The sequence below is a fragment of the Weizmannia sp. FSL W8-0401 genome, assembly GCF_038009125.1.
Classification (GTDB): domain Bacteria; phylum Bacillota; class Bacilli; order Bacillales; family Bacillaceae_C; genus Weizmannia; species Weizmannia coagulans.
On record NZ_JBBPAG010000001.1, the window covers coordinates 2,816,185 to 2,842,232 of the forward strand.

The 26,048-nt window shown below is 33.9% G+C and carries 19 protein-coding genes and 3 pseudogenes; 3 read left to right on the plus strand and 19 right to left on the minus strand.

All coding sequences use genetic code 11. The features are described 5' to 3' along the window. The first annotated feature begins 10 nt into the window (after positions 1 to 10). On the plus strand, positions 11 to 517 hold the full coding sequence (locus NSU00_RS13740; RefSeq protein ID WP_340703826.1) for a S4 domain-containing protein: 507 nt from the start codon (positions 11 to 13) through the stop codon (positions 515 to 517). Between the two features lie 272 nt (positions 518 to 789). On the opposite strand, the gene NSU00_RS13745 is transcribed toward NSU00_RS13740, so the two are convergent. The 11 genes and pseudogenes from NSU00_RS13745 to NSU00_RS13795 all read right to left on the minus strand — a co-directional run bounded on the left by NSU00_RS13745 (position 790) and on the right by NSU00_RS13795 (position 11,255). Beyond that, positions 790 to 1,803, minus strand: coding sequence for a hypothetical protein (locus NSU00_RS13745; protein WP_013860571.1), 1,014 nt, complete (start codon positions 1,801 to 1,803; stop codon positions 790 to 792). A gap of 426 nt (positions 1,804 to 2,229) precedes the next feature. Then, positions 2,230 to 2,729, minus strand: a pseudogene (locus tag NSU00_RS13750) (LURP-one-related/scramblase family protein). 573 nt (positions 2,730 to 3,302) lie between these two features. Continuing rightward, complete coding sequence (locus tag NSU00_RS13755; protein ID WP_340703030.1) at positions 3,303 to 4,826, minus strand: hypothetical protein; 1,524 nt, start codon at positions 4,824 to 4,826, stop codon at positions 3,303 to 3,305. Positions 4,827 to 4,864: 38 nt separating this feature from the next. Beyond that, positions 4,865 to 6,856, minus strand: a complete 1,992-nt coding sequence (locus tag NSU00_RS13760; RefSeq protein ID WP_340703031.1) for a RecQ family ATP-dependent DNA helicase — start codon at positions 6,854 to 6,856, stop codon at positions 4,865 to 4,867. Further along, a complete protein-coding gene (locus NSU00_RS13765; protein WP_340703032.1) occupies positions 6,849 to 7,832 on the minus strand; it encodes a hypothetical protein in 984 nt (327 codons plus the stop codon). Before NSU00_RS13765 ends, NSU00_RS13760 begins: the two co-directional genes overlap by 8 nt. Positions 7,833 to 7,890: 58 nt before the next feature. Next, positions 7,891 to 8,925, minus strand: a complete 1,035-nt coding sequence (locus NSU00_RS13770; RefSeq protein WP_340703033.1) for a hypothetical protein — start codon at positions 8,923 to 8,925, stop codon at positions 7,891 to 7,893. Positions 8,926 to 9,064: 139 nt separating this feature from the next. Next, complete coding sequence (locus NSU00_RS13775; RefSeq protein ID WP_340703034.1) at positions 9,065 to 9,724, minus strand: hypothetical protein; 660 nt, start codon at positions 9,722 to 9,724, stop codon at positions 9,065 to 9,067. Beyond that, positions 9,717 to 10,031 carry a hypothetical protein gene (locus NSU00_RS13780; RefSeq protein WP_340703035.1) on the minus strand — a complete coding sequence of 105 codons (315 nt, stop codon included), beginning with the start codon at positions 10,029 to 10,031 and terminating at the stop codon, positions 9,717 to 9,719. Before NSU00_RS13780 ends, NSU00_RS13775 begins: the two co-directional genes overlap by 8 nt. Beyond that, on the minus strand, positions 10,031 to 10,441 hold the full coding sequence (locus tag NSU00_RS13785; RefSeq protein ID WP_340703036.1) for a hypothetical protein: 411 nt from the start codon (positions 10,439 to 10,441) through the stop codon (positions 10,031 to 10,033). Before NSU00_RS13785 ends, NSU00_RS13780 begins: the two co-directional genes overlap by 1 nt. 110 nt (positions 10,442 to 10,551) lie before the next feature. Continuing rightward, positions 10,552 to 10,881: a resolvase gene (locus tag NSU00_RS13790; RefSeq protein WP_340703037.1), complete on the minus strand. Its 330-nt coding sequence runs from the start codon at positions 10,879 to 10,881 to the stop codon at positions 10,552 to 10,554. Next, positions 10,788 to 11,255, minus strand: coding sequence for a zinc ribbon domain-containing protein (locus NSU00_RS13795; protein WP_340703190.1), 468 nt, complete (start codon positions 11,253 to 11,255; stop codon positions 10,788 to 10,790). The genes NSU00_RS13790 and NSU00_RS13795 overlap by 94 nt, the downstream gene beginning before the upstream one ends. Before the next feature lie 454 nt (positions 11,256 to 11,709). Here NSU00_RS13795 and NSU00_RS13800 point away from each other — a divergent pair, with 454 nt between their 5' ends. Next, positions 11,710 to 12,198: a transposase family protein gene (locus NSU00_RS13800; RefSeq protein ID WP_340703827.1), complete on the plus strand. Its 489-nt coding sequence runs from the start codon at positions 11,710 to 11,712 to the stop codon at positions 12,196 to 12,198. Next, a complete protein-coding gene (locus NSU00_RS13805) occupies positions 12,144 to 13,019 on the plus strand; it encodes a hypothetical protein (protein WP_340703927.1) in 876 nt (291 codons plus the stop codon). Before NSU00_RS13800 ends, NSU00_RS13805 begins: the two co-directional genes overlap by 55 nt. 456 nt (positions 13,020 to 13,475) lie before the next feature. Here the strand turns inward: NSU00_RS13805 and NSU00_RS13810 are convergent, their stop codons facing one another. The 8 genes and pseudogenes from NSU00_RS13810 to NSU00_RS13845 form a co-directional block, all read right to left on the minus strand. Then, complete coding sequence (locus tag NSU00_RS13810; protein ID WP_340703828.1) at positions 13,476 to 13,880, minus strand: hypothetical protein; 405 nt, start codon at positions 13,878 to 13,880, stop codon at positions 13,476 to 13,478. 209 nt (positions 13,881 to 14,089) lie between these two features. Beyond that, a pseudogene (locus NSU00_RS13820) lies at positions 14,090 to 15,774 on the minus strand (IS1634 family transposase). A gap of 92 nt (positions 15,775 to 15,866) precedes the next feature. Continuing rightward, complete coding sequence (locus NSU00_RS16100) at positions 15,867 to 16,103, minus strand: SEC-C metal-binding domain-containing protein (RefSeq protein ID WP_445684493.1); 237 nt, start codon at positions 16,101 to 16,103, stop codon at positions 15,867 to 15,869. A 492-nt stretch (positions 16,104 to 16,595) separates the two neighbouring features. Then, on the minus strand, positions 16,596 to 17,150 hold the full coding sequence (locus NSU00_RS13825) for a hypothetical protein (protein WP_340703039.1): 555 nt from the start codon (positions 17,148 to 17,150) through the stop codon (positions 16,596 to 16,598). Positions 17,151 to 17,263: 113 nt separating this feature from the next. After that, positions 17,264 to 19,591 (minus strand): DEAD/DEAH box helicase, encoded by a 2,328-nt coding sequence (locus NSU00_RS13830; protein WP_340703040.1) that lies wholly within the window; start codon positions 19,589 to 19,591, stop codon positions 17,264 to 17,266. A gap of 63 nt (positions 19,592 to 19,654) precedes the next feature. Beyond that, a pseudogene (locus NSU00_RS13835) lies at positions 19,655 to 21,208 on the minus strand (IS5 family transposase). Between the two features lie 558 nt (positions 21,209 to 21,766). Then, positions 21,767 to 24,439, minus strand: a complete 2,673-nt coding sequence (locus NSU00_RS13840) for a DEAD/DEAH box helicase family protein (RefSeq protein ID WP_340703041.1) — start codon at positions 24,437 to 24,439, stop codon at positions 21,767 to 21,769. Further along, positions 24,436 to 26,034, minus strand: a complete 1,599-nt coding sequence (locus NSU00_RS13845; protein ID WP_340703042.1) for a site-specific DNA-methyltransferase — start codon at positions 26,032 to 26,034, stop codon at positions 24,436 to 24,438. The genes NSU00_RS13840 and NSU00_RS13845 overlap by 4 nt, the downstream gene beginning before the upstream one ends. Positions 26,035 to 26,048: the final 14 nt, after the last annotated feature.

Sequence of the window (26,048 nt, forward strand, 5' to 3'; positions counted from 1 at the left end):
GTGTGTAACGATGAATATTATTACCTACAATTGGTCCATTCATAACGGGGAGAAAGTTGAAACTGTGGTCAAATATTGCCCAAATTGCGGAAAGGTAGTAAATTTTTATGACACATTAATGAGAAGACATAATTCAAACGGAAAAAATATTTATAAATTTACTATTTTTAAATGCGAAAAAAACCACACTTGGAATAGAAAAGAGAAAATCTTTAAATCGTATGACCCTAAGTTGGAAATTAAAAATAGGGATTTTCCGAATGAAGCACCTCGGAATTATAACGAAAAAATCAACTTGGTTACACACTTAAAAAACGGTTTTAATAAGATTTGTATTAATATAAATTATTTAGATAAACCTGTTCGTATCGATAAGTTGCTTGGAAATCACCTCATTGATATAAGTAGGAATCAAATTTGTTCATTAATTAAAGAAGGGAAAATACTATTAAATAAAAATATAATTAAAAATAATACTCTTGTTAAAGAAAAAGATACAATAGAAATATTCATTTGATAAGAAATAAATTTATTTAAAGAGAAATAAAAAAGTAAATGATTATTTTCAGGGGATCAGTTTTATATTTTTATATTTAACCTGTAAAATTGAATAAGGAGATACCAAATCTTAACAGTATCCGAAATCCCATTGTTTTAACTTCTGATTACGAATATAGGAATCTACCACCTCTACCATCCCAATTACCAACCTTCTTACAGGTGAATATACGGAACCAAGGATTGGCGTGCCAATCCTTGGTCCTTGTTGAAGAATGTTACTGCATGTCTTCATTTATTGTTAAATTCGCCGTTTTCTTTTAAATATTGATAGGTAAATTGCAGCTCTTCCCTCGGCCTTATGCCTTTTTTTACAGCCGCCTCGTATTCTCTTAGCCAATAATCTTTCTGATTGTATGTTTTAAGCTTATTAAGCAATCTAAACAATGCGTCTTCTTTAGATTCTTCCTGAATATTGCTTTTAAAATAACGGATAGCTGACTCATATTCACACAGTTCCATCTTTAGTTTGAAAACCGTTTCAACCAATTCATTTATATTTCGCTCCCGGCTATATTCGTCATCCTTCCAAACCCATGTCTCTTCTGGCGTTATCGTTCGCTGCTTCAATCCCATTAGAAACTGATGGCATTGTTCGATTGCTATTTCTTTAGCATCCACAGTTCTCAAATTCGCAATGAACACGTTGAATAAATATGACCGCAGTGTATCCATGTCGAGATGATAATTAATAATTTGTTTCAGGGCAGAACTTATAGTTTCTTTGTTAATCCCCATACTAAATTTTCTTTTTAGAATAATATCGAATAATTCCACTTGCTCCATACCAATAGATCTAAAGGGATTGTCTGTGTTAAAGATGTAATAGCCACACCCATAACATAACATTTCATATAGTTTTTCGAGTAAATCTGTAGCACGCTTCCCTTCGTTTCCTTCAACGGGTACCTGTTGCAATTGTTTTATGTATGATTTGACCTTGAATCGCCACTTGGGACGTTCCTTTTTGCTAACATACCGATTTGGGGCAATGTAATTTTGTTTATAAGCATTTTGAATGAATTGCGTAATTTCACGTTCCAAATCATTAAGGTCAACATGTTTTTCTTTCTCTTTTTTTATCTTTTCAGCTTCTTTGTACTGCTGAAAATCTTGCAACATCCCATCAATTTCTTTTTCATCACGCACTTTTTTCGGTATCGCCTTATACAATTCAATCATCATTTTGCTTAAGTCGTCCTTACTGTATTTTTCAAGGAGCTCTCTCAGCTCAGTGACACGCATTTAACATCCCTCCCATTCGTTTAAAAAACTCCCGGATTCCCGGCATTTGCTTGTTTCAATCAACAAATGTTACTCAATGGTATCTATTTTATTTACCATGTAACCCTCTGTTTAAATAAAAATTTTAAGTGATAAACTTCGAAGGTAAATTACTTATAACAAACTGTTTTTATGTTTTCATTGGATATAGTTTTTCCTATCTGGTTCTTTCATTATATTTACACTCCTTTCATTTTTCAATATATCTTTTATAAGTTCACATTTTTATTTGAATTACATAATTAATCCGCTTTCATCCAGCTTTTAATCCTTTTCTTCGGTATCACACTCTTCACATCTGTCAAATCTATGGAAATGTGTATGTGCAAACCATAAGTTTAAAAAAAGGGTGTGATACCCAGAGTGATTAAAGTGTCACTTTTCCCTTTAATATGTTGCTGGCGAGTTTGCAGCTGCCTGATCAGCCTTTACACAATCGATGGCGACAACGATAGCTATGAGAATCGTTTCCATTTCTTCTTTTAAGATTTGAATTTTGTAACTATCGCCCCAAGTAAACCATTCCTTACTAACTTTACCGACCACTTCTCACCGTGCCGCAACACTTCAAAATCCATATCCAGCCAATTCCCACGCACTTCAATTCCTGCCGCATCAATCGTATAGCGTGCCTTAAAGAAGGATAGCTCTTTCTTTATTGTTAACACTTCTCGTCCATTTACCTCGACAATAAACTTTGGAAGAAAGCTAAACGCCTTTTTCGTAATAAGCGCGACTTCTTCTCGTTTTGTATTCATAATCGAGAACGTCTTAGGGATTTGCAAAAAGCTGCCCTCAACATAATAAACATCTCGTTCCTGTTGATCCTTGACCGTAAATTTGCCGCTTAAACTAAAAACCTTCTGCTTCATATATAGCTGCTTCATACCCGTCCTCCTTTATTTTAAAGGAATTTTTTATGATTCTATTCTCTCACATTATACCGAATCCACCAATGGGTTGACATGGCTGTTTGTACTATAATAGAAAAATAATCTTGAATATAGAAGTTAAATTAAATGCTCGTTTGTTTAATAGTCTTTGGACACTATATAAAATGCACTAAACCTTGTTATTCTGTTTCCTAGCCCTGAAGTTACAAAGGCTCAAGACATTCCTTTTGCACAAAAAATAATTCGATAAGATATTGTAGGAAAAGTAATCGAAAGAGACATCGTAATTTAATATGAAAAAGACCCAGAAATCGAAAATGAAATCCGGGTCTGAATGGGAAATGTTTTATATTATTCTACATCCCAAACAGCAATTTTGTGACGACTTCCACATGGCTTGAGTTGATGGCATTGATGTCTTGAGCTGATTTTTGAACCTTACGTATGCGGAAACATATCAATGGGTTTTAGGCTGTTTTTCTGAAAACCGAGGTATGAGGGAACATATCAATAGGTTTGGGGCTGTTTTTTCGCAAAAGCTTGAGTTGAAATTAAAATTATCATCTGTCACCCATTATGTAGGCTCAAATTGTAGGCATCTAACTCTTTTTTTACTTTAATACACAATCTGTGTGACGAACTACCTTTAGGTAAATACCCAATAAACTCATTTACTAAAATCGTAACAAATTGAGCAAAGTTTGTACCACTCAAACCCATGTCTCTAATTATATCTAGAGTATACTGCCAAAATGATTCCTGCCCCAATACCTGTAACAATTCAGCTGCTTCGTCGAATAAATTAGTATCAGTTTTATCCTCATAATGCATTATATAATGCTCAAGGATATCTTTGTACTTATCTCTGTTTTTCATTATCCTAAATACACCGAAATCCCCGTCTTCTTTTCGCATCATAAAAAAGCTATAAAGTTCAATAAATATTTTATCAATGTATTTATTAGTTAAAGAAGGTATTTGCTTATATATTTTTAGCTGCCAAATTAGACTCTTTAAATTATTAAAGGGTAGCCAGTCTTGCTGCATTAACTTGATAACCGTATACATATCAAGCAAGATATCAATGGCAATATGTTCAGCTTCCTGTGAAACGATGGTTCCATTATGGGCTACTTCATTTCTATAAATAGGTACATCATATGCAAAATATGGATAATATATCAAGGCTTGTGCTCGATTATTCTTAAAAACTTTATCAACTTTATTTACTAATGTGCCTTCTTCCTGTTTTCTTACCCCTCCATTAATCGCCGAGCAAAAGTCATAGAATAGCCCTTCAACCTGAATTGCGCCTAAGCTTACAAATGTCTGATATGCACCATGCTTAAATAAGTTATATAGAATATTAAACACTTCTTCCTTATCAGTTAGAAGGTAATGCTCCTTAACTTTTAAATAAATATAATCTAACACCTTGTTCTCATTAATGAATTTCTTTGCATATGCATAATAGGCTTCAGGGTCCGTGTTCTTTTTATCGCTTAATTTAAATACTTCTTCCTTATTAGACTTTATAACATCAAAGAATTTTGTGAACACCCCGAAATCCAAGGATATATCATATAAATAATTAAACATGGTATATTCATCAAGTTTACTTAAACTATCAACATCCTTATCGCCATTGTGAAATTGACCCATCCTATTTTTAACCTTTTCCCGCAATTCTCCAAACAGCAAAGCTTCCTTGCAATTTTTTGCTTCATAGTTGATTTTTAAGAAATACTGCTGTTTTTTATATAAATAGCTTTCCTTATCAGTTGCTATCATATTTTTAATTTTTGTAATGTTTTTATTGATAGTGGCCAAATCTGAGAGAATATCATTTATAACCGTCACATAATTGTTTATCAATCTATTGGTCTGAATATCTATATCTTTCCCACGAGCAAAATTATAGTTTGATATAAAATAGTCTTCGATTGCATCATCTTCCAAAATAATGCCATCAACTCGTTTGGCAAAGTTCTTTAGAACATCCTTGCTAGTTACATTATCATGATTGTTCTGTGCACCAGGGAACCTCATAGATTTTAATTCCGATAAATCAATGTTTGTTTTATAATCCATCTTGTCGCTCCTACCTATTGGTATCCAGTCTATTAAAATCAATAATATCCGGAAGATATCTTTTTAATAATATCAAGTGCGCTATCTGTAATAGTTGCTCCCTCATATGTCACAATGAGTTTTCCATTGTAATAATTGTCATATATCTCCTGCTTTTCAAGCCATCGCTTGTCGTAGCTTTCTACCCCCAGCATTCCTAAGTGCTCCCAATACAATTCTCTTCCTTCCGGCAGTATAATTGTAAAATCAGGTTCAATCCATTTACCGTTCTCGTACTCAAGCTTTTTTTCATACTCATAAGTAATGTCGTTTTCGGCAAGAAGGTTAGCAATAATAACCTCTGACTTACTCCTAACACGATCACCTTTCACAGTGGAATATATTCTGTTGAGCATGTGCTTTTCAACGCCAAGATATCTGCCTATTTCTTGATGAAGCTCGTTTGAAGATGTGTTGTCGGCTATTAAAAATACCAGATAATCAAGTAACCCATGTTTATATTCACGTTTTTCATCTATAGCACTTTGTATGTCATGCATTTTTGCTTCAGAAATCTCTTGTTCTATGACATCTACAATCAGCCGTCTATCTAATGGCTTAGTTGTAGTAGCCAGCCCCTTTACAACACTTTTATAAACTTTATTAACAATCGTCTTAACATCGACCTTTGATTTTTTGACAGTGGTAATCAGGTTTTTTGTTTTTGTAATATTTATAATATCTATAAGAGCTTTATCTTTTACATTTGTAATGCTCTTTAAATCAGAAAACCCTTTACACTCTATTTTTAATACCCCGCTGTTTAAATAATACGGTAAACACTGCTTTACCTCTTCATCTTCAAAATAAGGCAATGTGTGCAGCCCTTCACCCTGCTTCGCAATTTTCTTGTATGTATTTACGAGCTTTTCAGCTGATGGGAACGAACCATCAATAAAATACTTACGCTTTACATCTATATTTTTATTTGTAAACAGTAAATAGGCATTAGCAACATTTCCATCGCGTGCAGCTCTTCCGACTTCCTGATAATACTGTTCCACAGATTCTGGTATCATAAAGTGAATAACAACCCTAATATCCGGGATGTCTATCCCCATGCCAAATGCATTGGTAGCAAATATTACATTGATTTCATTGTTCTTATACCTATCAATAATTTCTTTTCTTTCCTTGGCTGTCATCTCGCCATGGAAGCAAACAGATTTGTATCCTTTTTCATTAGCTTTGTCCGCAAGCTTTTCTACACCACGTTCACTGCCAATTCTATAAACGTAAATCAATATCTTCTCATTCTTATGTATTTTGATAATATCCCAAAGCTTATCTTCTTTTTCGTTCTCATTATTAAATTGAAGCACTTTTAATGATATTTCCGAACGCATGAGAAGGTTGTCTCGAATAATATTGGACTTATCAATTTTAAACTCCCTGCAAATATCTACAACTTCCTTGGGATTTAAAGTCGCTGTTAATGCAAGGATTCTAGGTTGTTTATCTCCAGCCTCATTGTATATACAATCCAAGAAGTCTGGTATACGCTTATAAAAAGGTCTGAAGCTGGTACCCCACTGGCTAACACAGTGCACCTCATCAATCGCAAGCATAGTTATTTCATTTTTACGTTCTCTAATGCAAAATTCAAATAGTCCATCAGTTGCAATCTTTTCCGGACTTACAAAGATAAATTTAGGGTTAATCACCTTATTTGCAAAATCCTTTAAAACTTTTGCTTGCTTTGCTGAATCCATGCCGCCATGAATTGTAAGCACTTCAAAGCCTTGTTCCGCAATTTTTTCAGATTGCTCATCAATTAGTGCAATTAGTGGAGAAATTACAATTGTTATTCCACCGGAAAGTATACCCGACATCCAATATATTAAGGACTTTCCCCCACCTGTTGGCATAATGCAAAGTGTATTATCTTTTTCAACAACGTTAGATATAACGCTTTTTTGAAAATCTTTCAGAGAGAATTTACTTGCCAGGTTAGGAAAATTCCTGCTAAAAGCTTCATCTATATTAAGCATATCCAAGTCCTCCGTCTCTTATCTGCTGTTTTAAGAAGGATATTTCCTCATCATGTTGCTCTGCCACAAAAGTAAGAAAAGCATCTACGATTATGTAGCGGTATTCCGGATCAAGGTAAACATTATTTCCATCTGCTTTTTGTTTTAACATCTGGTAAATCTGATGAGCATAAAATGTGAATAATTCATATGGATAAAAATAATTCTGCTGCGTAATGCTTTTATCCACATCAATCATTAGAAATTCCGAGTCTTGCTTACAGTCAAAAGTCTTCTTATCAGATAAATACCAAAGTGCCCATATAGCATCCCTGCTCCTGTTTGGAAATAAAGCAGGATAAACCTTATAAAGCATATGACTTTTTATGCCCCCGCCTATAACTCCATAAACTGTATAGTCTTCCGTATCCAAATCGCTCACTTTTAAATCCTCATAGCAGTTAATTTGGTCATAGGTATCTTCGTCATAAAAGTTACTGTAATATTCCTCAGCAAAATAGCACAGATTACTTACAACTGTAAGCAGCTCGTTTGAATCTGAAATATTAAAATCTCTTTTATATTTTTCTAACTCTTTAGCAGAGCTAAAGAGGGTATGATGTATAATCGGGCATTCCTTTTTCAGTACTGTAGACTTGAAATATTGAGGATCATCCTCATATTCTTCAAGAGCTTCCTGGTCAAAGATTGCAATATATTTTTCTCTATCTTTTTCAAAGTTCTCTATAGCTTCTACTATGATGTTCTTAAACTTTTTAGCAACGTCAACATTCTTTTTTGATTTAACCTTTTGCACTCCTAACTTTTCAGCAACTTTTTGTATATCTTGCTCTGACACACCATAGCCAGCTTCAAGCATTATAAAGTCTTTAAAGTATTCAGGAAACCTAGCCTTAATTACCTCAAGCACTTTTTCAATATGTTTGTGTTCATAACAAACGGCTTCTACTGACCGTTCTTCTTGATGCCTATACATACATTTTCTCCCCCTTTAATTATTAATCTCGTTTCTATCCATTAACTCCCAAAATCCATTACTTGTGCAATGCTAACCATTTCATTAAGTATGGCCGATCATTATTTGTTGGCACTTCAAACCATTCAGAGCAGAGGAAATATTCTTCTCCGTATATTTTAATTGGTGCAGAATAATATCTTGCAGGGCTTTTTCCTTGAGTTAAAGCTGCTTTCTGCAGAAGCGGATATTGAATATCAAAGGTTTCTTTAGAATATTCCTTGGTTTGCATTTTCTCAACTTCTTCTTTAGAAACCTTGCCCTCTTCAAGCATTTTTCTAAGAACAGTCCTAACAATAACTCCAATTTTCATTTCCTCTAGGCCGTCTATTCCTTGTGATTCAATCACATCTAGATTAGGTGTAACTTTCCTTGTAGTAATTGACCTTTGTGATGCAGCCTGCTTTGGTCTTTTCCCTGCAAATAAATTGTACATCTGTAAACTACGCATAAATAATTCTGATGTATCAGCCACATCCCCAATTACATTTAATACTGGTTCAAATATTTTCTCAGCGAAATCATCATTTCCTATAATGCGTATTTTATAGTTTAATCCTGTATCTCTTAATACAAGATTGATGTCACCAATGCAATTCATTAAATCTTGCTCTACCGAAGGATTGATTTTCGGCGATGTAAAAATAATCGTTCCGGTGCTGAAGCCAAAGTATCCATAAATGCACATTGCTGTTCTTAAGCATTTCTTTATAACCCTTGTCACTGTTTCATCCTTTGAGCCATAATTCAAACCAGCTTCATGAAATGCAACATCAATGGCATATATATGGCTTTGATTTTCCTCATAACTGATACCTATCACATCAATTTCAGCTTGGCCAATAAGCTGATCAAGCGACTTATTTCCTTTAAAAATGTCATATCCATATTTTTGAGAAAACAACTCGCTGGAGGTTTTCATCAATTGCTCTAAATCATCTTTATTTTTTAATTCCCATTTATACGATGCTTTCCAGTTTGTTTGAACAAGCTGACATTCTTTAATGTGTTTTAGCCATGATAAAAGTAAAGATTCGCCTATTTCAATTTTCATCCCTTACCCTCATTTCCTACTTCAACAACCAACTTAATTTTTTATAACTTCTTATATAGCTGCTGCTTTGAAGCGGTTTTATCAATAGGAACAATATTTTGATGGGAGAAACCGTTATTAGTTGCCATTATAAATCCCTCTAATAATTTAATAGGAATGAATCAATAACTCTTGGTGTTACCGTCATCCCAAACGGACTTTTCACATGTTCTTGGAATGTAAAAAGTCTAATAACAAGTTCTATGTATTCTTTATCTCCAAATGGAGCAAGTGAAGCTCTAAGCTGTTTATCCGGCATTACGTAGCTTTTTGCCCCTTGAATTGCTCTACTATCAAAAATATAAAACATATTCGGCACATGAAAATGTAGATATTTTGATGCCAGCGAACGGTTATTATGACCAGAAATATCCGAAAAGACATTGGTAAGAAATAAATGCGTGTCTATAATTTCTTTTAAATTATCTATAGTGATGGTATCGTATTTCTTGAGTTCATTGATACGCATATCTAATTCTTCGCCAGCTTTCAACATCTTGGGTGCAACTACGTTAAAATAGAAATCATCTCCAGAATCTGTTTCATTAACATTTTTCCGTCTTTCTATAGCCGCCGCGTAAGATCTCCCAATAAGCCATATTTTGCCTACAATAACATCAGCTTTATTGTGATCAGGGTTTTTACGGCACATTTCGTATAGTATTTCATTACCAAAGCTCCACCCATTCCCGCAATACATTTTTGGATATCTTGAATTGTGATTTCTTTCTTTATTAACAATTTTCCACCCTCTAACCATTACTAAATCTATCTATCAAAGCAAAAATATAAGCGGTATTTCTTGATTTTCTACTGACCTCATGTCTAACTCCCGTTTCCCCATTAACCCAGCGATCATAATATGAATGAACAAATAAGAAATCTTTCTTTGATATTGCCCTTTGCATCGAAAATTCGCTGGAAGGTGTGTTGTCAATAGCCCTACCAACGTACAACCTTCCATCACGGGATGATGCTGTAAACCAAAGACCGGTTGTAGTCTGTACTTCTTCTCCCGAAGATGAAAGTCCTGAGATAACGGTATTCCATAGTGCTTCACCTTTCATTACTCTACACCTTCCTTTAATTTGATATAGTTACCGGGAAGAGCCTCGAATAATTCCGGGTAATGCCCACATCTTGCCCTAATCTGAGTATACTGTGCTTTCTTCCCATTTTTCTGTAAATACAGCCTGCGGTCATATATTTCATCAGCAAGTTTAGATGCATGCATAGTGTAATTTTCGGCCTCTGACAAAACAATCTTCATGGCTTCCTGGAGTGTATAGCTGGCAGTTTCAGTTGAGATTGTATTTGTAACGGTAGGCTGGGAGGCATCATATTTCAAAATTATATAAACAGGTTTATTATCCTTAAGCAGAACTATCTTCCCATTTTTTTCAACAACCGAAAATACATTCTCCAAATCTGTCTGTAATGTATCAAATGGAATTAAGGCATCAATTTTTATATCCATTATTATCCACCTCGCTAAAATCAGTATATTACTATTTTTTATATTTGTCCATACATTTGTATAAATATTTGTATAACTCATCTGTATAAAAATAAGCCACCAGTAGGGTATTAATCCTCAGCTGGTGGCCATAATGTATTTACATTTAAAAGATCTATCTTAACGCTGGATTTAAACTCTATGGTCATCTTGTCGTCAAATACAGTAATTCTTTCAATAAGCCGCCTTACCAACTGCTCATCATATTCCTCAACTTTGCAATCTTGCTCGCTTAAGAAGTCTGTCATTTCAGCTATTCGCTGTCTTCTTCCTTCACGCTCTGCATTCTCAACCAGTGCATTTTGCTTTAGTTCTCGCAGGCGGTAGATCTCATCAGCCACATTGTTATAATCAGCCTTTGAGTTTGCCAGCCTGAGAAGCTCGTTTTGCAGCTCATCCAATTTCCTATAATATTATCCGTGGCTTTATCATTTTCCTCATTGAGAACGGTGGCTATATTTTCTTGCAGCGTAGAAAGGAAAGTATCTTTGTTACCTAGAACTTCATTGATGGCTTTTACAACCGCTGTTTGTAGCGTTTCCTCATTTATAGTCGGGGAAGTGCAGTCCGAACCTTTCTCCTCAAGTCGACTAACACATCTCCAGACAATGGACTTATATCCTCGGTTGTTCCAATGAACCCGCCTGTAAATTTCGCCGCAACCGCCGCAATAAACGATACTGGATAGGGCGTACTTGCTGCTGTAGACACGCTTTTTGCCGCCTTTTCCGGTACGTAAATTTGCCCGTCGAATCATTTCTTCCTGAACCTGCATAAAAATTTCACGTGGGATAATGGGTTCATGGCTGTTTTCTACATAATACTGAGGAACAATACCGTTATAAACCACCCGTTTCTTTGAAAGGAAATCAACTGTGTACAGTTCTGAAGAGTAAATTCATCAATTTTTAGATGTTTTATGATAAAATGACTTATCCACATTTAGAAAATTTTTCCATCTATTTTTTCTGCTTTCAAAGTCAAAAAGAGCCGAATTTGCAAATTTCTTTTTTAAAATTGTGGATAACTTCCAGCTCTGAGGAGTAAAAATTTTTCGTGATAATTTAACTATTCCCCCCAAAAATGCGGCTAAATATGTAATAATTTAAATAATTAGAGCTTGCTGGACGAATATTTTGGCATGGCTTAGTGACAAGTCGAATACAAGCTAAAATTTGATTCGTTCAGCAAGCCCTAATTAAACTTGGCTGTTTTGAGGGGTTTTTATTTTGGTTACTAGAAAAGAAAAAAGAAATCGTGAAAAAGAAGCAAATTATTTTTTCGAGTTCCTTAAAATTCAGAAGCATTTTTTCAAAGACCTGATGAATAACCTAAAAAAGGTAGCAGACCACCGACATCAAAGCTATATCACTTATGGTCCAGAGGTCCTTTTATTTACGATGATGTTGAAAAATATGACCATTATAAAATCCATGAGAAACATGAGTGAGAGTTTTAATAAAGAAGAATGTATTAAAAATGTAGGGAAGGTGTTAGGCTTAGATTCTCTTGAAGAACTTCCACATTATGATACAATTAACGACTTTTTATCTGGCTTAGATGTAAATGAATTAGAAAAAATTAGAACGTATATGATTAAAGAATTATTGAAAAAAGGTCTCTCGAGTCTTATCGAATTGAAGGAAAGTACTGGGGTGTCATCATTGATGGAACTGGATTACACACCTTTCATGAGAAACATTGTAAACACTGCCTGAGACGGGCATATACAAATAAAGAAACAGGAGAAACGAACGTACTTTATATGCACCATGTACTTGAAGCCAAGCTTGTCGTGGGGGATATGGTCTTCAGTATTGCCTCCGAATTTATCGAAAATGAATCAGAAAATGTTTCTAAGCAAGATTGTGAATTAAAAGCCTTCGACGGGCTGGCAAAGAAAATAAAAAAAATATTTAAAAGACTACCGATTTGTATCTTGGGAGATAGTCTCTATGCATGTGAAACGGTATTTAATCTGTGCAGGGCGCACAAATGGAAATATATATGCAGATTTAAGGAAGGGAGAATTAAAAGTATCTCGACGGAGTTTAAGGCAATAAAAGAGCTGGAACAAAGTAAGGATCAGAATTCATTAGTTTGGGTGAATGATATTGCCTACAAAGACAGAACGGTCAATCTGATGGAAATTACAATGAAAACAGAGGATGGGAAATCGAAAGAGTATGTATTTATAACGGATATTAAAATCACGAAAAAGAACGTGGAACGACTCATCGCTGCAGGAAGAAGCCGCTGGAAGATTGAAAATCAAGGATTTAACGAACAAAAAAATAATCGTTACAATATAGAACATGCCAATAGCCAAAACTACACAGCCATGAAAAATCATTATTTATTAGTTCAAATAACAGATATTATTAGACAGCTGTTTGAAAAAGGTTCGTCAATCTTAAAAGCACTCAAAAAAACGGCAAAAGAAAAATCCTCAAATCTGTTGGAATCGTTTCGGACACGTATTTTAACAGACGAGGATTTCACCCATTTAAGTAAGCCAATACAAGTAAGGTTTACTTAATGGTTATATTATAGCAAAGGATGTGATGTAAAAAAAGGTTTTTTTGAAGTTATCCACAATTTTAAAAAAGAAATTTGCAAATTCGGCTCTTTTTGACTTTGAAAGCAGAAAAAATAGATGGAAAAATTTTCTAAATGTGGATAAGTCATTTTATCATAAAACATCTAAAAATTGATGAATTTACTCTTCAGAACTGGTGAAAAAACTCAATATATTGACTTCCACCCTGTTGATGGTATATAGCAGAGACTGGAACTAACATCTTAATATTAATATAACAGATTAAACGCCTTTCTCGTTTATAAGATGGCTGTTCATAAATTTCTACATATTCATATTGAGATTCATCATCTGTTCGAAATACTGCTCGACCTTTTTCACGCATTGCAACATTAAATAAGTCACTTTCATATTTCAACTCAGGGAGATCAGTAAAATATGCGAAATGAATGTTCTTTAATTTTCTTGTACTCCCTTGAAGGTTATATGGCGAAAGTATATTTCTTTACTACTAGTAATCCCTCGCTCCCCATCTTTAGAAGTATGATGAAATAACCTTAAATAGTGATCTTTTGTAATTCTAATGTTTGGAACCTCTATTTTATAAATTGGTTCAGAAATTGAAATATTGCATTCAGCTATTTGTAATTCATCCTTTGTCAAATTAGAAGAACTTTTAAAACTTAAAAATGCTCCCGTAGAATAATCTAGATTACACTTAATATTCCAAAAGGTATAAGTATCCGATTTTATTTCAACGACATTATCCAGAGTTTTAGGTCTAAAAAAACGACCATTTATTTCCAAACCATAGAGATAAAAATTTCTAAAAATATTCCATTCTGGTTTTAAAGTTGACAAAATAGCAAAATAAACTTTTCCTGCGTATTTTTCACTATAACTATTATTCTTTATCCCACATTTCGCACGTCTTAAATATAGTTCATTCTAATTTTTGAATGAACTATATTTAAATGGCTTGGTGGGATGATATCTTCTTATTTTTGAGGAATTTTCGATAAAATTCTTTTCAATTCGACATTCTTTTCATGAATTCCTCCTATTGTGTGTTATTCTCCTTTGTTTTCGACATTTTTTGACACGTATATTGATACATCATACCCGCATAATTCAATGATTTTTTTGGCTTGTGAATCAATATTATCGGGTAAGAGCCTTATTTTTTGTTGATTTTGATTTATAAGGATCACGGTAATATCTTCTAATTGCTCTAACAATGCTTGTACCTGTGGGTTGATAGAGTTTCCTTTTTCCTTTCAAGATTAGAGATAGGTTCTTTTCTTTCAGTTCTTTTCTAACTCGATATTCTAAAATTCCATAGATTAATAAAGCCATCACATACACAATACCTAAAGTATCAACCCTTTCCGGGGTTTTTAAGTAAATGGCATCAATCATTTGTGAATCTTTGATTAATCGGAAACGGGTCTCAGCAGTAGGACTGTCCTTTATAAACCCTCAAAACTTCTTGATTGGATAGTGTCTCCTCATCTAATTTATTTGTGATTAAAACAAAAGTGCTGAGCATTTTTTTCTTATTTTCGATAAAATCATGATCTTTTTCAAACGATTCCAGTTGTATTTGATAGATTTGTTCTTGTTTTGTCTGTTCGTCCTTTTTAGGTCTTCCTCTCTTTTTTCGTTTGATAGGTTGATCACTCATCTGGACGTTTAGTTTATAACAGAAATATGAAGCCTTTTGTTTTTTCTTAAAAGATTGAATTGCTTCTAGTGCGTCCTCTTTACAATGAAAGATAACTTTACTCAGTTTTTCTATCTCTTTTTTTAATTGTATTTCTTCCTTTTCGATCGCCCGATTTAGGGTTTTCTCTTTTCGTTGATCTAAATTGTTTGAGTGGACAACAAGAAACCGGTAAGGAAGGTTTTGAATTTGTCTTTCAAAAGCTTGAATTTGGTAAATAGCTGCGTCTTTTTTATTGCTAAGTGAGCCTACCCTTTCCCAGTTGTTGAGCAACCATGCCTCTTTCTTTAGTTCTGTGCTTAAACCGAATGTATCAGGTAAACGGGAAATAAACGATAAATTTTGTTGTTGAATTTCCGCTAGATTTTCCGTTGTGATTAATGCAGAATCGGCTTGATAAATGAGATTTTTCCAATCTTCATGGGAAAGGATTTTTCTCATCTTTTGAATAAATTCCACATTCCAAGATTTATCCGAAGTATTCCCATTTTCTACTTTTGCAAGGATAGGAATTCGTTCAGGTGTGACCCCCATCCCCAGAACGATTTGTTTTAAGTCAGTATATAGGTACTTACTATACCCGTACGTAATTTGCAGTCCATCTTCCTTCGGTTGCTTATATTCGCCGTAAACAGAAATTGAGGTTGTATCGTTATGCAGTATACCAATAGGAAGATTCAATTTTTTTAGTGCTTTTAATGCAAGGGTGGAATAGACTTTCCATGCTTCGGCTTCATACAAGTAATCTAATGCTCTTCCTAATGCATCATCATTTAATTGATCGGGTGAAACCGATGTATCGAAAAGCATCTCAGAATCTAGGTTTTGATAGAATTCATGAACCTTATAAAGGGGCTTGCCACTGCATAAAATGTTTAAGACAAGGGCTTATCCTTGTTCCGGGTGAGATATGACAACGGACAGAATCCCATTTGACTAAATCATTAATGGTTTTTTCGAGTTCTATTTCATCACACAGTTTAGATAAAAGTTGAGACACCCCACATGTAAGGTTAAAATTTGATCTGACATAAAAATTTCCTCGTCTTCCCCTAGTTTAGATAATCATTCAATTCTACAAAGAAGGAGAAAATTCCTTTAAAAAAATCTTAAAATGGAAAAATTTACGTGCGGAATATGCGTTTTATGATATACTGGCTTTCGTTTATAGAAGGTTTAATTCTTTGAATAGAAGCAAGGTATGCCCCACAACAATCATAAGGATGTAAGCCACTTCCACAAATACATTCGACATGTGGATCTTTAAATAGTTCACTTATCGGCTTTATACTTCCATGACACTTTTTATACTTTTTTCCACTCCCACATGGGCATAAATCATTTCTATTAATTCTTGACACAAACTATTACTCCCTTTTATGTAGAATATATCTGTAATGTATCTTGTTAACTATTAATCCTTCCTTCATCAAGGTTATCTAACAAGAATTTAAAACATATTGATTTAGTGGTGTGTTAACCTAATTAAAATTTACAGATCACAATTTCAAATCCTATTAGTAACATTCTATGTGGTTAATAGGTTAATAGGTTTATAAAACACGAATGTTGTGTATTCTTGTTTAAAAAACAGTTAAAGAAAGAGCAAATCTCCAAATTTCTTACCATTCTATTAAGCAAAAATCCTTCAAAGAATCCAGTCTTGTAACCGTGGTGTAAATCGAAATCGTTTTCACATATGTATAGTTTCAATCCGTCTCCTCCTTATTCTTTCAATGTGGATTTCAATAATAACACTTTAATGATTGAGCCACAGTTTCCTGATAGATCCTGTTTAATGGTAAGCATTCGATTTAAAAGTTAAAGAATAATACCTGTAATTGGTTTTTAAACTAACTGCATATCAAATTCATCCGAATTCCATATGTATCAAGCAAATAAGATTGAGTAGAAACTAAAATTCTATCCATATCCCCAGTTATCTTTTTACTATCCACTCCCGGTTGAACAATATTTATTTCTAATTTAGAACCATACACTCTTAGTTTGTTCTCTATTTCTTTTAGTTTATCAAGATCCCCTAATTCAAATCGTGATACAGTACTTTTTTCCATCCTTTGAATTTCTCTTTTACGCATTCTTTTCACAATTTCTTTAGTATTTTGTTTCCAAATAACTGACTTTTCTGCTTGACCACAGACTTCATATAAATCACTAACTCTCGAACCGGGTGAATCTCCGTGAGAATACTTGCAATGATAAAATTCAAAAATAATATCGTTTTCACTTTCCTTTATAGCAATTATATCGGCAATCTCCCCCGCATCATCATCATCAAAAACAATACAGGAGTCACCAGTATCTAGTAATTTTTTTATGACATTATATTGTATGGAATCAGAAAATTTTTCGATTGTCTGTGATTCTTTTTTAATGTTTACCCCCATTGATTTCCAATCCCAAGAAAAAACTTGATTTGACGGAAAACTCTTGTCCTCATGGCTATCTTTTAATGTTACATATAAATTTCCTTCAAGAGTTGACTGGTCTACAAATTTAATTATTGGCGGATATTCTTGAAAGAAATCAGCAAGAAGAGTTTTTTCTTGCTCTTAACAATTCTTGTCTTATTTTTGGAAACTGATTTAATTCGGAAAGAATTATCCGATATTGATAATTCAAAGTTCTCTTTAAAACCTTCATTTCCAACATAGAATTGTAATACATCCTTTTTTGATTGTATTTCTGGCAATTTAATATCAACTTCGTATATAGGTATTTTAATTCCATCTCGTTCTAAAAATAAATTATCATCAGTAAAAAAATCTAACTCCAATGGCCAATCAATTCTATAGGGAATTTCATTTGGAAGTTCCTTGATGACTTTAGGAACTAATACTCCCTCTAGTATTTTTTGAGGATCAATAGTAGGATCTAAAACTTTGTCTATTATCTCATTGCACCAATTCATCCAATAATCTATACTTTCAACCCATTTCGCCCAAATAGTCCCTTTATGGGAACAACCAATGCTAACCTTTCCTTTGCCATTGTATCCGACTCCAAAAAGATTAGACTTATAACTATTACTTTTTGAGGCCTCAGATAAACCTTGTGCTATATCTACGCCAGCAAACATTTTGTATCTTATTGGGCCATTAATGGCAGAGTTTAAACCAACCGTCGCAAGCATAAGACGATTAATACCATATAGACATCTAAATATATTTTCTCCAGTTATTCTGTTACTCTCCCCGAAAATAGCTTCAACAAGCTTATTCGCTAAAGATTTATCTGTGGCATTAACAAAAGCAACATTTTTGTCTTGATTCCAGTAAATTACATATAATTCCCAACTAAGGTTTGAAATATTATGTTGAGTAGTCCATCCAACATTACTTTCTTTCGGTTCAATAATGACTAAAACTTTCTCTTCATCGTTAATATAGTACTTGCATATATTTTCATCGAGAACTGTAGTCCACTTTTCCCATGCCCATGATTTTGTTTTTACTATATATGCATACATACTAACTTTTGGAATAATTTGTTTTATACCAATTTTGTCGATACCGTTCCCTTTAAACCTTTCCTCTAAATCTTGTAAAGCTATTTCACGATTGATAAGCCCTTCTGATTTGATTGATAGTAATTGATTCCAATCTGAATCTCTATTATATAAATCTCTTATAGCTTCTTGCACTTCTTCATTTGCAATATTTGCTACAATTTTTGCATCTCCTAAACCTTTTTTTGTTCTGGCAAATCTCCCAATAAATTGAAGAGTTATAGGAAGGGATTTGTATTTATCATGGATTGCCGCTATTTTTAAGTTTGGTATATCAATGCCTTCTCCAAACATATTTACACAAACTACAATTCTAGATTCTAAGTTTTTCAAAGCTTGAATCCCTTTTCTCTTTTCACTATCACTAAGACCACTAATTAACAAAACTGGTTTAAACTTTTTATATTTCTTATTATATATAGAATCGTATAATTCCTTTGCACGATTTTTTGTACTAGCCCTAACCAATAATATATGATCGTATCCAGCATCAATGTCCTCTTCCAATAGCTTAACTGCTTCCCTCGCTATCATTTCATCACTTTTCTTATCATTAAATTCTTCTAATGGATAAAACATTATTGGTTGAAAATATCCTTGTTCTTGAGCCTTTGATAGAGGAAAATTATATATAATTTTTCCATCCATCTTTTTTTCGTCATTTCTGAAAGGAGTTGCCGTAAATTGAAGAATTCTATTATTAACAAAAAAACTTTTGAATTTACTCCATGTTTTTGCACTAATATGATGTGCTTCATCAACTATTAAAGTATCAAATTCTTGTGCAAGGTATTTCTTATATTCATCTGGGAATAAATTCGCTAATTGCATAGTTGTAACAATAATATTAGCTGGATCAACAAATTCCCTAAATTCCTCAAAATTATCAAATTGACTTGCTAACAGCGCAACATTGGGCGGCAGAACATATTTGTCATCAAGAATACCAATTTGGTAAAGAACCCCAAATGTTTTTGCTTTATCAAAAATTTGTTGCCTAAGTAGATTAGAAGGAACCACAATTAAAGTCTTTAAACACTTTTCGGCAACAATTGTAGCTAACATTGTTTCTGTTTTTCCAGTTCCAGTAGGCATAACAATAGTAGCTGCTTCTCTACTAACTGTCCAAAATGAGCGAATTGCACAAATTGCTCCAAATTGAGGTGGTCTCAGTCCTATTTGATTATTACCGTCAGCAAGAACTTCTTTAAAACTATTATTCCAAGTAGTGACCACATCTTGGGGTTTAAGAACTTTATTTTCATTATTAATATTACAGAAAAGAATATTATTTCCTTTTTTAATTGGTTTTGTTTTCATCTTATCCCTCCCACCTTATAGAACTACTCATAATATAGGGCTTGCTGAACGAATCAAATTTGGTCAGATACAAGCCAAATTCCGATTATCAAAATATAAAATAGTGTTGTGTAAAAATCTCAAAAAAAGAACCCTGAGCTTGCGCTCCAGATTCAGTATGAGGAATTGAAGGGCTACTACTGTTTCGCTGGTCTCCTGAAGGCGTGCTCGAATAAGGCCCAGCCCATACTTGCGCTTGCCTTCGCCAAATTTGCCTTCAACGGCATTACGTTCAGAGGCATCCTGCCTTGCGACGCGTTCCAAGGTTTTGTCTTCCGTTCTGGATGGGCGTCCTAACCTTGGCCCACTCAGACGAATGCCAAGAGATTTGCAGTATGCCAGATTATTACGGTTTCGGTAAATTTTATCTGCCAAGATCGCTTCCGGATAAAATCCGAACCGGTTGTAGTAGTTTTCAACAGATTCCTTGAGAGTGGTCCCTTCATTGTAATTTTCCCAGTCGAGGTGCTCAATCAAGGCATAACCATCTACGACACTGATGGCGACTTTTGAACCGAACTCCACGTTCGCTTTTGCCTTGCCGCGCACAATTGGACGGACATGTGGCTGGGAAATGCTTACAATCCGGTGGTCAACCCGGTGTGTTTTCTTTTTGTACATTTCTGCCTGTTGGCGGTAAAGTTCATGAATCACGAGAAGTTGCCTGTATTCATCTTTGCTTAAAAGAGACAGAGAGCTTTGGGAAACAAGATTTTTAATGATCTCCAGATCTCGTTTCACATATCCGAGCTGTTTGCCTACAGCTTTCCGGATTTTCCGGGCGCCAGCTTTACGTTGCTTAGCGACAGAAAGATAGTCCTTGCGGGCTCTTTTTCTGTAGGTCCGTGGCTTACGTAATTTCCCTTTGTGTGGTTCATGCAGGACATCAATGATATGTTCCAATTTCTCACGGGCTTCGTTCAACAACCCGAGGTCTGTAGGGTAAGCAATATCAGCCGGTGCACAGGTTGCGTCCAAAATGAGCTTTCCTCTGTTCTTCGTTTTGGGAGAAGCCGATTCAGTTGAATGCTTTTCTGAATCGGAACCGGAAGGCTGAAGATCGCCACGATCATGATCATGATCATTACGATCTTCATCATCATGATCGTCATCGTCGTGATCCTGATCATCATTGTTGTCGTTTTCCTTAGATGCTTCTTCCAATTGGCGTTTTTGTTCTTCCAGAACGATCCATTCATTCAGTTCGTTGATGATATTTGCGCCCAAACGTTTTCTAAAACGAGTCATCAGAGAATGGTCGAATGGGGCTTTTTCCTGGAATTCAGGCAAGCCGATAAAATACTGAAGATACGGGTTTTCTGTGATCTGTTCGACTGTTTCCCGGTCAGACAGCCCAAGCCGTTCTTTGATATAAAGAGCCCCAAGAGCGATTCTGACAGAATAAGCCTTTTCGCCTTTGAATTTCTTCTTGAAGGACTTGGCATACTTTTCTTCGGCCATCCACCAAGGAATCATTTCAGCAAGACGGACCCAGCGATTTTCTTTATTTCATTTCCCACCGAATGGTAGAAAAAAATCATCTACAAAAGTTAATTGATGTTCGGTCTTTTTGTACATCGTAACAGCCTCCAAGTGCAAGGTTTTTTACGTGTTTCCTTTGAAATCCTTACACTTTATATTCGACAAAAGTAGCCAAAATCCTTGTCAAATCTGGAATTTTTGCTTATTCAGCAAGCCCTATAATAATTCTGGTAAGTAATCTCTCCATCCTTTTCATAAAAATGTCTTTTACCAAAGTTGTTATTTTGTTGAGAATATAAGGCTTGTAGATTTTGAACTAACTGATTAAATCGTAAATCCGGTTGTTGTTCCCATATTTTGAACAACAGAGTTAATATCCTTGGAATCCTCTTCGGATCTCTCACTTTCATATCCCTCCAATACAAAAAAATATCTGCTTACTTTACCGAATAATTTATCTTATCACTGCTTACTTTACCGAGTAATTCACCGGTTAGCTTATTGAGTAAAATTCAAGAACTGGTTAAACCCTTTGATATCAAGGGATTCTTGATAATAACATTCGGTAAAGCAAGCATCGAAGGATACTTCGATGAGTACTTTACCGAAACACTAATTAACGAACTGCTTATTTTACCGAATTAGAGAGTGCTTTCATTTTCTTGAATATCTTGCTTCTAATCCGGCAATTGTCATATTTTCATTCACATCATTATGTGGTATTAATAAATAAACCCATTCTTTACCACCATTTTGCATTTCATGTTTGGTTGCATACTTACACCATTCAATCGCTGCATGTTTTTTTGCCTCTACTTCTTTATCGCTATCAATTTTATTAGCTGCTTTCAATTCTACCAGATATTTTTTATCTTCCGTTTCTACTATAAAATCTGGATTGTATGATTGTTTTTGATTATAATAAATTTTTAATTGATTTAAAGCTGGTTTAAACCAAACCTTCACCTTTGGATCCTGCTCACAAATAACGGCAAATCGGCGCTCATTTTCTGCATCAAATTTTTGAATTGAATATAGACAGCGACTAAACCCACCAAAGCTCATTCCCTTTATTGCTGAAGGATTTTTCACAGGTATTCGGAAATCTCTAACCTCTTCATCAATATCCACAGAGAAGGTATTTGTTTTAAGTACTTCGAAATCACTTCTCACATGAACATCATACTCGACTTTTGATTCCACATAATGCTCTAACATTTGTGAATGTATGCTATTTGCTAATAGTTGTTGATTATATAACAAAACATTTCTCACATCATTGTCATCTTTTAAGTACGATCTTAGATGATCAATTAACTGACCTACTAATTTATAAAGCAAATCAGCATGCTCTTCGTATGATATATCATCAAAATCAATTAATCTAGAAATAATATAGTTCTCTAATGGTTCATGTTCATTAATCTCCACTTTGAAATGCAGCGTATCTCTTTGCCTAGTTCTAAGTTCTTGCAATAGAATATCTTGCGTAACTGGTTGTAAATTAATATTTGCGACATCTAAATCAAAATCTTTAAAACCCCAAGTAATTTGGTTTTTCGGTTGAAGAATGATTTTTGGAATGTCTATTGTTTTCTCAACAATGTATTCAGTAACAGTGCCAACAATTTCTTCAACTATATTTGATTGATCTTCAAAAACAAATTCTATCTGACCTACAGGGTATGTAGATTTTACCTCTTTAATAATTTTTTGTTTTATTTCCGGTTTTGTTAAATGTGTATTAGATGGAATTTCAGTTAACTTTTGAATTGTCCTAAGTGTTGTTTCTGCAATATTTCTTTTTATTTCTACTCTTTTCTTAGCACTATCATCTTCTTTATTTAAGTCATCTCCGGCGATCTTTTGAATAATACTTTGTTTTACATTAGATTCAACAGAAACAACCTTCTTTTGTGATTTTGCAACATCTTTGCCAATGTAAACACCTTTGCGAATGATAGAATTCGGATTGTTGGCTTCATCAATAATTTCTTGGAATCGATCGTGAGCGATAATTGTCAATCTATCAACCGCTTTAACACCCGTTCGTTTTCCATATGGCAAACGAAGTCCACGGCCAATAGATTGTTCAACCAAAGTTTTTGAATTAGCAGCTCTTAATGGGATTATTGTATATAAGTTTGTAACATCCCAGCCCTCTTTTAATTTGTTAACATGGATTACAATTTCAGTATTTGAGTTCGGATCCTCTAATGCAAGCAGTTCTTGAATCGTTTCGTCTTTTTCTTCACCTGATTGTTTTGAGTGAACAGTAATTACTTTATCTTTATATTTTCCATCAAAGAAATCATCACTTTTAATGATATTCAATAATTTTTCAGCATGTTCTGTATCTTGAGCAACGATTAGAATGAATGGTTTTACAATGGGCTGATTATTCTCCCTTGCATATACTTCAAGTTCAACTTTTGTTTCTTCATGTACCAATATACCGTCATTAAGTTTAATGAGTTCTAATGAATCCTCATCAGAATAATTAGATGGATCAAAGTTTTCACGAGTAGCAACAGTTGGCTCTTTAACATAACCCTTTTCCATTGCCATATATAATGGAAAACTATAAATCACATTTTTAAATGGAATGGATCTCTGCCCTTTTTCAACTTGTGGTGTTGCCGTTAGTTCTAACCCTAAAACTGGATTCAATTCATTTAATACTCTAACTCCTGCTGAAGCCCGATAACGATGTGATTCATCCATTAATAAGACTAAATCAGGTAATGAAGATAAATATTCAAAATAACTTTCTCCAATATACTCACTTAGTCTTTTAATTCGAGGAGAATTTCCACCTCTTACCTCTGTATTAATTTTTGAGATGTTAAAAATATTAATCTTTACACTATCTGGGTCAAGCAGCCACATTGCACTTTCTTCATAGTTTTCACCTGTAATGATTAATGGTTCTTTTGTAGCAAATTGCGAAATCCCTTTGAAAACATATTTTTTAGTATTCGGTGTGAAATCCTGAATTAATTTTTCATATATTGTCAAGTTTGGTGCTAAAATAAAATAGTTTTTTATTCCTTTTGCCATATATAGATACGATAAAAACGCTCCCATAAGTCTAGTCTTTCCAACACCAGTAGCAAGGGCAAAACAAATCGATGGAAACTCCCTTTCAAAGTCCTCAACACTTGGAAAAAGATTTTTAATAATGTTAAGCTTCCGCTGAACTTGTTCAGTGGATGTATTTTTTTCTAGGGAGATGTTATCTACTACTTCCGCTAATATTTCCAAAGATTCCCTTTGTGGGTCTCGCAGGCTAAGACGACTTGAGATTTGCTTAACAAAACGATTCATTCTACATCCCCCTCATCAAATAATTCTATCTGCTCAGGCTCTTTTTCCATCATAGGTAGGTTTTCAACATTTAAGCTATAATCGTCTCTTCCAAACTCGCATTTTTCCAACACAGATTGAGGTATTTTTTTAAATGTGATATTCGGAAAATCATCTTGGTTTACATTAAATGCTTTACAGCAGACCAATAATGTTTCATCTTCCTTCATTTGGTCAGCAATATCATCCGCTAACTGTTGATTAACAAATTGTGTAGTAACAAAGATAAAATCATTTTCAGTTGATTGGCCATGTTTCCAATATAAATTTTTATCAGGATTATATTTAAATCCTTCAAGCTTACACATAGCTTCTGCTAACATTTCGGCATTATATTGTTTACTAATAACCCAATTACCATATTTATCTTTTTCCAGAAGACTTGGAGCCAATTTATAGAATCTAAATCCTCCGCCACCATGCCAATCAACTATTTTACTAATACCACTTTCATCAACACCATCAATAACTTTTTTCATTCTTGGTATTATATGTGTAAAGCAATGGTTTTTTAATTCAATCATTATCCATCTGCGCCCCATTTTATGTGCAACAGCACCTGTAGTTCCTGAACCAGCAAATGAATCTAATACCCAATCTCCTTTTTCTGTAACTAAACCAATTAAGGTCATAATTAATTTTTCTGGTTTTGGGTAATCAAAAGCCCTTTTACTACCAAAAATAGATTCCATTTCTTTTTTTGCATCATTATTAGTTCCATGTTCGTCTAAAATAGAACGTAATACCTTTCCTTCTTTAGGCATATAAACCTTGTGATGCGCAGTCCAACCATTCCTTCCCTTAACTACCCTTATATTACCTTCACGTAATTCTTTATAAAATGTTTCTTCGGATTTTTGAGAATAAATCTTTAATTCAGTTCCATCTTCACATTTATATTTAATAATTATTGGATTTTGTAACCCCGGTCTTGACAATGTGTCCCAATAATATCTTCCATTAGCATCAACTTCTTTATATCTTTTTAAATATTTTTCATCATAACTAATTCTCCATTTATTCACCTGTTTTTCTTTATCCTTTGCATAAACCAGTATATACTCATGATCTAAAGCAATATATCTGGAATCGTTCCCTCCTCCTTTCCTTTTTTTCCAAATTAAATCTCCTATAAAATTGCTTCTTCCGAAAATACTATCCATTAATATTTTCAAATAAGCATGCTCGTTTTCATCAATATTGACAAAAATAACACCATCATCTGATAGTAAACGGTAAAGGATTTCTAACCTTGCTTGCATTAACGAAAGCCAAATACTATGCTCTATTCCATCATCGTAATGTTCAAATGCATTACCCGTATTATATGGGGGGTCAATATAAATACATTTAATTTTATTTGTAAACTCCTCCTCTAGTGCCTTCAGTGCAAGGAGATTATCCCCATAAATTAATCTATTATCAAACAAATCTTCTTCAGTATATTTTTTATCTGCATGATAGGAATACTCGGAATCCTCAAGTAAAATTCTGGGTTCCAAGTTTATTTTTTTTTCTTTACCAATCCATGTTAATTCAAGTCGAGTTTTATTCAAACCCCACACCTCTT

Excerpts from the sequence above, each read along its gene's own strand:
- NSU00_RS13765 (WP_340703032.1), bottom strand. The coding sequence starts at position 7,832 with ATGTATAGGCATCAAGAAGAACGGTCAGTAGAAGCCGTTTGTTATGAA.
- NSU00_RS13760 (WP_340703031.1), bottom strand. The coding sequence starts at position 6,856 with ATGCTTAATATAGATGAAGCTTTTAGCAGGAATTTTCCTAACCTGGCA.
- NSU00_RS13770 (WP_340703033.1), bottom strand. The coding sequence starts at position 8,925 with ATGAAAATTGAAATAGGCGAATCTTTACTTTTATCATGGCTAAAACAC.
- NSU00_RS13840 (WP_340703041.1), bottom strand. The coding sequence starts at position 24,439 with ATGAATCGTTTTGTTAAGCAAATCTCAAGTCGTCTTAGCCTGCGAGAC.
- NSU00_RS13795 (WP_340703190.1), bottom strand. The coding sequence starts at position 11,255 with ATGCAGGTTCAGGAAGAAATGATTCGACGGGCAAATTTACGTACCGGA.
- NSU00_RS13830 (WP_340703040.1), bottom strand. The coding sequence starts at position 19,591 with ATGAAAACAAAACCAATTAAAAAAGGAAATAATATTCTTTTCTGTAAT.
- NSU00_RS13825 (WP_340703039.1), bottom strand. The coding sequence starts at position 17,150 with ATGGGGGTAAACATTAAAAAAGAATCACAGACAATCGAAAAATTTTCT.
- NSU00_RS13745 (WP_013860571.1), bottom strand. The coding sequence starts at position 1,803 with ATGCGTGTCACTGAGCTGAGAGAGCTCCTTGAAAAATACAGTAAGGAC.
- NSU00_RS13740 (WP_340703826.1), top strand. The coding sequence starts at position 11 with ATGAATATTATTACCTACAATTGGTCCATTCATAACGGGGAGAAAGTT.
- NSU00_RS13785 (WP_340703036.1), bottom strand. The coding sequence starts at position 10,441 with ATGGATATAAAAATTGATGCCTTAATTCCATTTGATACATTACAGACA.
- NSU00_RS13755 (WP_340703030.1), bottom strand. The coding sequence starts at position 4,826 with ATGGATTATAAAACAAACATTGATTTATCGGAATTAAAATCTATGAGG.
- NSU00_RS13775 (WP_340703034.1), bottom strand. The coding sequence starts at position 9,724 with ATGGTTAGAGGGTGGAAAATTGTTAATAAAGAAAGAAATCACAATTCA.
- NSU00_RS13780 (WP_340703035.1), bottom strand. The coding sequence starts at position 10,031 with ATGAAAGGTGAAGCACTATGGAATACCGTTATCTCAGGACTTTCATCT.